Origin of the sequence: Microbacterium sp. H6 (assembly GCF_003314775.1) — a bacterium.
Taxonomy (GTDB): Bacteria; Actinomycetota; Actinomycetes; order Actinomycetales; family Microbacteriaceae; genus Microbacterium; species Microbacterium oxydans.
The window spans coordinates 209,633-221,078 of record NZ_QOAY01000306.1 but is presented as its reverse complement, the minus strand read 5'-3'; the positions used below and the strand labels follow the sequence as shown (position 1 = coordinate 221,078).

10 protein-coding genes are annotated in these 11,446 nt (G+C 68.0%); all 10 read left to right on the top strand.

Annotated features, from left to right (window positions below):
- Window positions 1-155: HisA/HisF-related TIM barrel protein (locus DSP71_RS24480; protein WP_258546594.1), on the top strand; the 155-nt coding region annotated here is incomplete at its 5' end.
- A complete protein-coding gene (gene hisI / locus DSP71_RS21125) occupies window positions 152-532 on the top strand; it encodes a phosphoribosyl-AMP cyclohydrolase (protein ID WP_046747128.1) in 381 nt (126 codons plus the stop codon). The genes DSP71_RS24480 and hisI, both read left to right, overlap by 4 nt.
- A complete protein-coding gene (locus DSP71_RS21120) occupies window positions 529-1,116 on the top strand; it encodes a Trp biosynthesis-associated membrane protein (RefSeq protein ID WP_113681972.1) in 588 nt (195 codons plus the stop codon). Before hisI ends, DSP71_RS21120 begins: the two co-directional genes overlap by 4 nt.
- Window positions 1,117-1,163: 47 nt before the next feature.
- Window positions 1,164-1,394, top strand: a complete 231-nt coding sequence (locus tag DSP71_RS21115) for an HGxxPAAW family protein (protein WP_046747126.1) — start codon at window positions 1,164-1,166, stop codon at window positions 1,392-1,394.
- Between the two features lie 2 nt (window positions 1,395-1,396).
- Complete coding sequence (gene trpC, locus DSP71_RS21110; protein WP_171010952.1) at window positions 1,397-2,167, top strand: indole-3-glycerol phosphate synthase TrpC; 771 nt, start codon at window positions 1,397-1,399, stop codon at window positions 2,165-2,167.
- Window positions 2,167-3,435, top strand: coding sequence for a tryptophan synthase subunit beta (gene trpB, locus DSP71_RS21105; protein ID WP_113681971.1), 1,269 nt, complete (start codon window positions 2,167-2,169; stop codon window positions 3,433-3,435). The genes trpC and trpB overlap by 1 nt, the downstream gene beginning before the upstream one ends.
- Window positions 3,432-4,235, top strand: a complete 804-nt coding sequence (gene trpA / locus DSP71_RS21100) for a tryptophan synthase subunit alpha (protein WP_046747123.1) — start codon at window positions 3,432-3,434, stop codon at window positions 4,233-4,235. Before trpB ends, trpA begins: the two co-directional genes overlap by 4 nt.
- Window positions 4,236-4,245: 10 nt before the next feature.
- Window positions 4,246-5,271 (top strand): prolipoprotein diacylglyceryl transferase, encoded by a 1,026-nt coding sequence (gene lgt, locus DSP71_RS21095; protein ID WP_113681970.1) that lies wholly within the window; start codon window positions 4,246-4,248, stop codon window positions 5,269-5,271.
- Between the two features lie 143 nt (window positions 5,272-5,414).
- Complete coding sequence (gene gltB / locus DSP71_RS21090) at window positions 5,415-9,938, top strand: glutamate synthase large subunit (protein ID WP_113681983.1); 4,524 nt, start codon at window positions 5,415-5,417, stop codon at window positions 9,936-9,938.
- Window positions 9,931-11,397 carry a glutamate synthase subunit beta gene (locus tag DSP71_RS21085; RefSeq protein ID WP_113681969.1) on the top strand — a complete coding sequence of 489 codons (1,467 nt, stop codon included), beginning with the start codon at window positions 9,931-9,933 and terminating at the stop codon, window positions 11,395-11,397. Before gltB ends, DSP71_RS21085 begins: the two co-directional genes overlap by 8 nt.
- Window positions 11,398-11,446 lie beyond the last annotated feature (49 nt).

The window sequence follows — 11,446 nt, the reverse complement described above, 5'->3', positions numbered from 1 at the left end:
TCGCGTCGGGCGGTGCCGGAAAGGCATCGGACTTCGCGCCCGCCATCAAAGCCGGTGCCGACGCCGTGCTCGCGGCCAGCGTGTTCCACACCGGCGCGCTCACGGTCGGCGACGTCAAGGACGCGCTTCGCGCGGAGGGGGTTCTCGTCCGATGAGCGACGCGGAAGCACAGACGACATCCGTCGACGAGCGCATCGCGCAGGTCGCCTTCAACGCCGACGGGCTCGCGCCGGTCATCGTGCAGCAGTGGGACACGCGCGAGGTGCTGATGCTCGCCTGGGTCGACGCCGAGGCGCTGCGACGCACCCTGACCTCCGGACGGGCGACCTACTGGTCCCGGTCCCGCCGGGAGTACTGGCGCAAGGGCGACACGTCCGGACACATCCAGGTCGTGCACGAGGCGCGTCTGGACTGCGACGGCGATGCGATCCTGCTCCTCGTGGCCCAGACCGGCCCCGCCTGCCACACTGGCACGCGCACCTGCTTCGACACGAACGACCTCGAGGCCGTCACCGGAACGGATCGGTCATGAGCCTCGCGAAACGCGGTCGCGCGCTGTCCGTCTCCGGCTTCCTTCTCGCCGGGGCGATCGGCATCATCTCGTCGACTCAGACCTGGCTGACCGTGGAGCGCGCCGACGCGGGCGAGGCGATCCTGGTCCCCGGGGCGTCCGCCCTGGTGCTTCTCGCCCCGCTCAGCCTGGCTGTGCTCGCTCTCGGCGCCGCGCTGTCGATCGCGGGCAAGCCGGTGCGCCTCGTGTTCGGCGTGCTCGCGGCGGCGACAGCCGTGTTCCTCGGTTGGTCGACTCTCCAGCTGCTGCTCTCCGAACCCTTCGACGCCGTCGGGGCCACCGTGACCGAGGTGACCGGATTGGCGGGAGGCATGGCGGTCCATGAGGTGGTCGCGAGCATCGTGCCTTCGGCCTGGCCGTACATCGCGCTCGTGGGCTGGGCGATCCTGCTGGCGGCCTCGGTCGTGGTCCTCACGACGTGGCGCGGGTGGAAGGCCGGTGGACGCCGATACCGCACCGACCGCGTCGATGTCCCGCACGACGGGCCCGTCGATGCCGTCGATTCCTGGGACGAGCTGTCCCGGGGAACCGATCCGACACGCTGACCCCGATAGACTGAATCCGAACCGCACGTCGTCCCCCGGAGGAGAACATGACCAACCCGATCGCCGATCCCGGCCACGGACACTCGCCTGCCGCTTGGACCGCTGTGGTCATCATGCTGGTCGGCTTCGCCGCCGCCACGGTCGCGTTCTGCTTCGAGCAGCCCGTCCTCGTCATCGCCTCGGTGGCCCTCGTCCCGATCGGCGCGATCGTCGGCTGGGCGCTGGCAAAGGCCGGTTACGGCGTGAAGGGTCCGAAGTACGCTCCGAAGGCGCACTAATGGTGCTCGCCGACCTGACGGCCGGCGCTGTCGCAGACGCCGAGCGTCGCGCCCTGTCGCGACCGCTGGCCGCCCTCGAGCGAGACGCTCTCGCCCGTCCCGCAGCGAAGGACGCACTCTCGTTCCTCGCCCCTGCGGATCGCGTGAAGATCATCGCCGAGGTCAAGCGTGCGAGTCCCTCGAGAGGCGCACTCGCCGACATCCCCGACCCGGCTCTTCAGGCATCGCTATATGAGACGGGCGGTGCGTCCGCGATCAGCGTGCTCACGGAGGAGCGTCGTTTCGGTGGCAGCCTCGCCGACCTCGAGGCGGTCACGGCGCGGGTCTCGCTCCCCGTGCTGCGCAAGGACTTCATCGCGTCCCGCTACCAGGTGCTCGAGGCGCGTGCAGCCGGCGCCGATCTCGTCCTGCTCATCGTCGCCGGCCTCGAGCCCGACGTGCTGCGTGATCTTTTCGGCTTCATCGGCGAGCTGGGCATGACGCCGCTCGTCGAGACGCATTCCGCTGATGAGCTCGAAGCCGCGGTCGACCTCGGCGCCCCCCTGATCGGCGTCAACGCGCGGGACCTGAAGACCCTCGAACTCGATCGTGACCTGTTCGGGCGCCTGGTCGAGCGCATCCCCGACACGGCCGTCAAGATCGCGGAGTCGGCGGTGCTCACTCCGGCTGACGTCGTGCACTACCGTTCCGCGGGCGCCGACGTCGTGCTGATCGGCGAGGCGCTCGTGACCGGCGACCCCGTCGCCACCCTCAAGAGTTTCCTGGAGGCATGATGAGCCTGCGCGACCAGCACGGCCCCTTCTTCGGCGAGTTCGGCGGGCGGTACATGCCCGAGTCGCTCATCGCGGCGATCGATGAGCTCACGGTGGCCTACGAGGCCGCGATCGTCGACCCGTCGTTCCGCGACGAGCTCGCGCATCTGCTCAGCTCCTATGCCGGGCGCCCCTCCGCGATCACTGAGGTCCCGAGATTCGCCGAACATGCCGGCGGTGCGCGCATCTTCCTCAAGCGCGAAGACCTCAACCACACCGGGTCCCACAAGATCAACAACGTGCTCGGCCAGGCTCTGCTCACCAAGCGCCTCGGCAAGACCCGCGTGATCGCGGAGACCGGTGCCGGACAGCACGGCGTGGCGACGGCGACGGCGGCAGCGCTGTTCGGTCTGGACTGCACCATCTACATGGGCGAGGTCGACACCGAACGGCAGGCGCTCAACGTGGCTCGCATGCGCCTCCTCGGCGCCGAGGTGGTCCCGGTGACCTCCGGCTCGCGCACGCTCAAGGACGCGATCAACGACGCCTATCGCGACTGGGTCGCTTCGGTGGAGACCACCAACTACATCTTCGGCACGGCGGCGGGTCCGCACCCGTTCCCGGCGATGGTCCGCGACTTCCAGAAGATCATCGGCGAAGAGGCCCGCGCGCAGCTGCTCGACGAAGTGGGACGGCTTCCCGATGCGGTCATGGCGTGCGTCGGCGGCGGCTCCAATGCGATCGGCATGTTCGACGCGTTCCTCGACGACGAGGGTGTCCGACTCTACGGGGTCGAGGCCGCCGGCGACGGCGTCGACACCGAGAAGCACGCGGCATCGATCGAGCGCGGCCGCCCTGGCGTGCTCCACGGTGCGAAGACCTACGTCCTCCAGGATGCCGACGGCCAGACGATCGAGTCCCACTCCATCTCGGCCGGTCTCGACTACCCCGGTGTCGGCCCCGAGCACTCCTGGCTCGCCGACATCGGTCGCGCCGAGTACATCCCGGCGACCGACGACGAGGCGATGCAGGCGTTGCGTCTGCTCAGCCGGACCGAAGGGATCATCCCCGCCATCGAATCGGCACACGCCCTCGCCGGGGCCCTGCGCATCGGTCGCGAGCTCGGCCCCGACGGCTTGATCGCCGTCTGCCTGTCCGGTCGCGGCGACAAGGACATGGACACCGCGGCCCGCTACTTCCAGCTCTACGACGAGGCCGCTCTGGCCCACGACGTCGAGCAGGAGAGCGAAGAGGAAGGACGCATCGCGAAGGGGGAACCGCAGCTGTGAGCCGCGTCGAACAAGCCATCCAGCGTGCGCAGGACGCCGGCCGCAGCGCCTTCGTCGGGTACCTGCCCGTCGGCTTCCCCGATCTCGAGACGAGCATCCAGGCAGCCATCGCCCTGGCCGAGAACGGCGTCGACATCATCGAGCTGGGACCGCCGTACAGCGACCCGGTGATGGACGGCGCGATCATCCAGGAGGCGACCACCAAGGCTCTGGCTGCGGGTTTCCGGATGGCCGACCTCTTCACGGCGATCCGCGCCATCACGGCGGCCACCGATGTCCCCGTGCTCGTGATGACCTACTGGAACCCTGTTCTGCAGTACGGCATCGATCGCTACGCGGATGACCTGCTCGCCGCGGGCGGTGCTGGGCTCATCACGCCGGACATCACGCCGGACGCGGCAGGGGAGTGGATCGCAGCCAGCGAGCGGACCGGCCTCGACCGGGTGTTCCTGGCGGCGCCGACCTCCTCCGATGAACGACTCGACCTGGTGGTGAAGTCCTCCACGGGGTTCGTGTACACGGTCTCGACGATGGGCATCACGGGGGAGCGCGCCGAACTCGACCGCGCTGCCCGCACCCTCGTCGGACGCCTGCGGGCGCACGGAGCTCACCGCGCCTGCGTCGGAATCGGCATCTCCACCGCCGAGCAGATCGCCGGAGTCTCCGAGTACGCCGACGGCGCCATCGTCGGCACAGCGCTCGTCCGCGCTCTGCGTGACGGCGGAGTACCGGCCCTCGCAGAAGTCACCCGAAACCTGGCCTCCGGCACCTCGTCGGCACGCCCCGATCACGAGAACTAGAATCGCACTCATGTCACTCGCGCTCCACAGCACCTTCACGAACGTGCTCGCCAGCATCCCGAGCCCCACGGTCTCGTATTTCGACCTCGGGCCGATCCGGATCCACTTCTACGCGCTGTGCATCATCGCCGGCATCATCGCCGCGACGTTCCTGACCAACCACCGCCTCACCAAGCGTGGAGCGGAGCCGTGGGTCGTGATCGACATCTCGATCCTCGCAGTGCCGCTGGCGATCATCGGCGCGCGCATCTTCCACGTGCTCACCCACCCGAACGACTACTTCGGCGAGGGTATCAACACCTGGAACCCGTTCCAGCCAGGCTCCGTCTGGGCCATCTGGGAGGGCGGCATCGCGATCTTCGGCGCGCTCATCGGCGGTGCCATCGGTGCGTACCTCGGGTGCCGCTGGACAGGCATCCGCTTCTGGACGTTCGCCGACGCGCTGGCACCCGGTCTGCTGCTGGCACAGGCCATGGGTCGCTTCGGCAACTGGTTCAACAACGAACTCTTCGGGCTTCCCACCGATCTGCCCTGGGGTCTGGAGATCCCGTCCACCAACTCGGCCTTCCCCCCTGGACTTCCCGAGGGCACGCTGTTCCATCCCACCTTCCTGTACGAGGTGATCTGGAACGGTCTCGGCGTCATCGTCCTGCTGTGGCTCGGTCGCAAGCTCTTCTTCCAGTGGGGTCGCCTCTTCGCGATCTACCTGATCTGGTACAGCGCCGGTCGCATCCTCTGGGAGTCGATCCGCATCGATCCGAGCGAGATCATCCTGGGCCTGCGCAGCAACGTCCTCGCGGCCATCATCGGCGTGCTCATCGGTGTCGCGATCCTCATCGTGCAGACGCGTCGTCACCCCGGACTGGAGCCGTCACCGTACCAGCCCGGCCGCGAACGGACCGACCCGGACGCTGTTGTACAATCGCAGGACAATACCTCTGACTTCGTAGACGTGAGCGAGCCTCCGGCCGAAGAAGTCACCGCAGGAGCCACCGCCACAAGCACTGCTCCCACGAGCGAGGGCGGCTCTCGATAACGCCGCCTCGTAGCGGGAGAACCATTGCACTGAACGAGCGGGCCGACGTCGTCCCCGGGTTTCACTCGAAGATCTGAGGACGGTAACTGGTGTACTTCCAGCCCCCTTACGGCGCCTCCGGCGCATACCCCCCGAAGCAGGGCATGTACAACCCGGCGTTCGAGAAGGACGCCTGCGGCCTCGCCATGGTCGCGACCCTGCGCGGCGAAGCCGGGCATGACATCATCGCGTTGGCCCTCGAGGCCCTGCGCAACCTGGAGCACCGCGGAGCCATCGGCTCGGATGCGGGCACCGGGGACGGCGCCGGCATCCTGACGCAGATGCCCGATGCGTTCCTCCGCGCCGTGGTCGGGTTCGAACTGCCGCCGGTAGGGGAGTACGCCGCAGGACTGGCGTTCTTGCCTCGCGATTCCAGCGAGCGCCGCCAGCAGAAGGCCGGCATCGAGAAGATCGCCCGTTCCGAGGGGCTTCGCGTCCTCGGCTGGCGTGAGGTTCCCACGGCCAACGAGAACCTCGGCAAGCTCGCCGATGAGGCGCGTCCCGCGTTCGAGCAGCTCTTCGTCAGCGCGGGCGGAGCGACGCACTCCGATGCGCCCCTCACGGGGATCGCGCTCGACCGCGTCGCCTACCGTCTGCGCAAGCGCGCCGGTCACGAACTCGGTGCCTATTTCGTCTCGCTCTCCGCCCGCACCCTCGGGTACAAGGGCATGGTCACCACCCTGCAGCTGGAGCCGTTCTATCCCGACCTGCAGGACGAGCGCTTCGCCTCGGAGCTCGCCGTGGTGCACTCCCGCTACTCCACGAACACCTTCCCGTCGTGGCCGCTCGCGCAGCCGCTGCGCATGCTCGCCCACAACGGCGAGATCAACACCGTCGGCGGCAACCGCAACTGGATGCGCGCCCGCCAATCGCAGCTGGAATCCGAGCTCCTCGGCGACATCACGCCGCTGCTTCCCATCTGCACCGACGGCGCCAGCGACTCCGCCTCGTTCGACGAGGTGCTCGAGCTGCTCACGCTGACCGGGCGCAGCCTGCCGCACGCGATCATGATGATGGTGCCGGAGGCCTACGAGAAGCAGGCCGACATCTCTCCGGAGCTGCGCTCGTTCTACGAGTACCACTCCAACCAGATGGAGCCGTGGGACGGACCGGCCGCTCTCATCTTCACGGACGGGACCCTCGTCGGCGCGACGCTCGACCGCAACGGTCTGCGTCCTGGACGCTGGACGGAGACGACCGACGGACTGGTCGTCATCGGATCCGAGACCGGCGTTCTCCAGTTCGAACCGGAGCGCATCAAGCGTCGCGGCCGCCTGCAGCCGGGCAAGATGTTCCTGGTCGACACATCGCAGCGTCGGATCATCGAGGACAGCGAGCTCAAGCACGATCTCGCCACGATGCACCCGTGGCAGGAGTGGCTCGACGCCGGCGCCGTGCGTCTTGCCGAGCTTCCCGAGCGTGAGCACATCGTGCACCCGCCGGCGTCGATCACCCGTCGTCAGCGGACCTTCGGCTACACCGAGGAAGAGGTCCGCATCCTTCTCACGCCGATGGGTCAGACCGGTGTCGAGCCGCTCGGCGCGATGGGCTCTGACACGCCGATCGCCGTGCTCAGCAAGCGTCCGCGGTTGCTGTTCGACTACTTCACCCAGCAGTTCGCCCAGGTGACCAACCCGCCGCTCGACTCGATCCGCGAAGAGGTCGTCACGAGCCTCAAGCTGGGCCTCGGGCCGGAGAGCAACCTGCTCACCTGGGGGCCGGAGCACACGCGTACGGTGTCTCTGGACTTCCCGGTGATCGACAACGACGAGCTCGCGAAGATCCGCCACATCGACAAGGCCATGCCCGGTCGATCGAGCGCGACGATCCGCGGCCTCTACCACTTCGACGCCGGCCCCCAGACGCTCGCCGACCGGCTCACCGAGATGTGCGCCGAGGTGGACGAGGCCATCGAGAACGGTGCCGAGTTCATCATCCTGTCGGACCGTGACTCGAACAAGGATCTGACACCGATCCCGTCCCTGCTCATGGTCTCGGCGATCCACCACCACCTCATCCGGCGCGAGAACCGCATGAAGGTCGGTCTCATCGTCGAAGCCGGAGACGTCCGCGAAGTGCATCATGTCGCGACCCTGATCGGCTACGGTGCCTCCGCCGTCAACCCGTACCTCGCGATGGAGACGGTAGAGCACCTCGTGCGCACCGGCTACATCACGGGCATCACGACCGAGAAGGCCGTCAAGAACCTGATCTACGCGCTCGGCAAGGGCGTGTTGAAGATCATGTCGAAGATGGGCATCTCCACCGTGTCGTCCTATGCCGGTGCTCAGGTGTTCGAGGCGGTCGGCCTCAGCCAGGAGTTCATCGACGCGTACTTCACGCGCACCGAGTCGAAGCTCGGCGGCATCGGCATCGAGGAGATCTTCGCCGAGAACCAGGCGCGCCACGACTACGCCTATCCGGAGGATGCGGCAGCACGTGCGCACGAGAGGCTCTGGACGGGCGGCGAGTACCAGTGGCGCCGCGACGGCTCTCCGCACCTTTTCAATCCGGAGACGGTGTTCAAGCTGCAGCATTCGACGCGGACGCGACGTTACGACATCTTCCGCGAGTACACGAAGCTCGTCGATGAGCAGGCCGCCGAGCTGAAGACCCTGCGCGGACTGTTCACGCTGCGCACCGGCACTCGCAAGCCCGTGCCGCTGGACGAGGTGGAGCCCGTCTCCGCCATCGTCAAGCGCTTCTCCACGGGGGCGATGAGCTACGGCTCCATCTCCAAGGAGGCGCACGAGACGCTCGCCGTCGCGATGAACAGCATCGGCGCGAAGTCGAACACCGGTGAGGGCGGCGAGGATCCGGACCGCCTGGTCGACCCCGAGCGTCGCAGCTCGATCAAGCAGGTCGCGTCGGGGCGGTTCGGGGTGACGAGCCTGTACCTCACCGAGGCGGACGACATCCAGATCAAGCTCGCCCAGGGTGCCAAGCCCGGCGAGGGAGGCCAGCTGCCGCCGACCAAGGTGTACCCCTGGGTCGCGCGTACCCGTCACGCCACCGCCGGTGTGGGACTGATCTCCCCGCCGCCGCATCACGACATCTACTCGATCGAAGACCTGAAGCAGCTGATCTTCGACCTGAAGAGGGCGAACCCCGAGGCCCGCATCCACACCAAGCTGGTGAGCCAGTCGGGCATCGGCGCGGTGTCGGCCGGTGTCGCGAAGGCGCTGAGCGACGTGATCCTGGTCTCGGGTCACGACGGTGGAACAGGTGCGAGCCCGTTGAACTCGCTGAAGCACGCGGGCACACCGTGGGAGCTCGGCCTCGCGGAGACGCAGCAGACGCTCATGCTCAACGGCATGCGGGATCGCGTCGTGGTGCAGGTCGACGGCCAGCTCAAGACCGGCCGCGACGTCATCATCGGTGCGCTGCTCGGCGCGGAGGAGTTCGGCTTCGCCACCGCTCCGCTCGTCGTCAGCGGCTGCATCATGATGCGCGTCTGCCACCTGGACACGTGCCCCGTCGGTGTCGCCACGCAGAACCCGGTTCTGCGCGAGCGGTTCACGGGCAAGCCCGAGTTCGTCGTGAACTTCATGGAGTTCATCGCCGAAGAGGTGCGTGAGCTCCTCGCCGAGCTCGGCTACCGCTCGATCGACGAGATCATCGGCCGTGCCGACCTCATCGAGGTCAACGCCGCGGTCGAGCACTGGAAGGCCGAGGGGCTCGACCTCACTCCGGTGCTGGAAGGCCCGGTGTTCCCGGCAGGCGAACCGCGTCGTAGCGCACGCACCCAGGACCACGAGCTCGAGAAGCACTTCGACGTGAAGCTGATCGACATCGCGAAGGGCGCGCTGCTCAACGGCGAGCCCGTCGTGGTCGAGCTGCCCATCGCCAACACCGAACGTGCGGTGGGGACGATGCTCGGTCATCAGGTGACGTCACGGCACGGAGCAGACGGTCTGCCGCAGGGCACCATCGATGTGACTCTGCACGGCACCGCCGGTCAGTCGCTCGGGGCGTTCCTGCCGCCGGGTATCGTCCTGCGGCTCGAGGGCGATGCCAACGACTACGTCGGCAAGGGGCTCTCGGGCGGCGACATCACGATCCGTCCGCCGCGAGGCTCCAAGATCGCGCCGCACGAGAACGTGATCGCCGGCAACGTGATCGGCTACGGCGCGACCTCGGGGACGATGTTCATCTCGGGCGTCGTCGGCGAGCGTTTCCTCGTCCGCAACTCGGGTGCGACCGCCGTGGTCGAGGGCGTGGGCGACCACGCTCTGGAGTACATGACCGGTGGGCTCGCGGTGATCCTCGGCTCCACCGGACGGAACTTCGGCGCCGGGATGTCCGGGGGAGTGGCCTACGTGCACGCCCTCGACACCAGCAAGGTGAACGCGCAGTCGCTCGGGAGCGGCGAGCTGCTCCTCGAGCCGCTCGACCGCGCGGATCTCGAAGTGCTGCGGAGCCTGCTGGTCGCGCATGTCGAGCGCACCGCGTCTCCGCTGGCCGCGGGTCTTCTCGAGAACTTCGAGGCGGCAGCCGCAGAGTTCGTGAAGGTGCTCCCTCGTGACTTCGCCGCCGTGCGGAGCATGCGCGAGGAGGCGCTGGCCGAGGGGATCGACCCCGACGGCGACATCGTGTGGAACCGCATCCTGGAGGTGACCGGTGGCTGACCCCAAAGGCTTTCTGAAGGTGACCGAGCGGGAGGTTCCCGCGCGTCGTCCCGTTCCCGTGCGCATCATGGACTGGAAAGAGGTCTATGAGCCCGGCGACAAGCAGGTCCTGCGCCGTCAGGCAGGGCGCTGCATGGACTGCGGCGTGCCGTTCTGCCATCAGGGGTGCCCGCTCGGCAACCTGATCCCGGAGTGGAACGACTTGACGTGGCGAGGCGAGGGTCGCGCGGCGATCGAGCGCCTGCACGCGACGAACAACTTCCCGGAGTTCACGGGGCGGCTCTGCCCTGCGCCGTGCGAGAGCTCGTGCGTGCTCGGTATCAACCAGCCGGCTGTGACCATCAAGCAGATCGAGGTCTCGATCATCGACGAGGCCTTCTCGAAGGGCTGGGTCGAGCCGGAGCCGCCGGAGCGGCTGACGGGCAAGACGGTTGCAGTGGTCGGTTCCGGTCCTGCGGGACTCGCCGCTGCCCAGCAGCTCACCCGTGCCGGGCACACCGTCGCGGTCTTTGAGCGTGACGACCGCATCGGCGGACTGCTGCGCTACGGCATCCCCGACTTCAAAATGGAGAAGACGCAGCTCGAGTCCCGCCTTCGCCAGATGCAGGAGGAGGGCACCCGCTTCCGCGCCGGCGTCGAGATCGGCAAGGACATCTCCTGGCCGGACCTGCGCGCCCGGTACGACGCGGTGGTGATCGCCACAGGCTCCACGGTTCCGCGTGACCTCGCGATCCCCGGCCGCGACCTGGACGGCGTCCATTTCGCCATGGAGTACCTCGTCGAGTCGAACCATGCGGTGGCGGGCGACAAGGTGACGGATCAGATCAGCGCCGAGGGCAAGCACGTCATCGTGATCGGCGGTGGCGACACGGGTGCGGACTGCATCGGAACCGCGCACCGGCAGGGCGCACTCAGCGTCACCAACCTCGCGATCGGCAAGCAGCCGGGCGACACCCGTCCCGACCACCAGCCGTGGCCGATGATGCCGACCCTGTTCGAGGTCTCCTCCGCTCACGAAGAGGGCGGAGAGCGTGTGTTCCTCGCCTCCACCGTCGAGTTCCTCGGCAACGACGTCGGCGAGGTCCGTGCACTGCGCGTGGCGGAGACGGAGTTCGTCGATGGTCGGCGTGTGCCCAAGAGCGGCACTGAGCGGGAGATCCCGGCCGATCTCATCCTGATCGCCATGGGCTTCACCGGACCGGAGCAGGACGGCTACACCGAGGAGACGCTTCCCCAGGTGACCGATCGGGGTGCGTTCCGGCGCGACTCCTCCTACGAGTCGACGGTGCCGGGCGTGTTCGTCGCCGGCGACGCCGGCCGTGGACAGTCGCTCATCGTGTGGGCCATCGCCGAGGGGCGTGCAGCCGCGGCCAACGTCGACCGGTTCCTGATGGGCACCACCGTGCTCCCGGAGCCGGTGCGTCCGAGCGATGTCGCGATCGGACTCCAGCCCGCGTAGGCTGAGGCCGGCACCGTCGCCTGATTCACCATCCCCCACTTCTACCCTG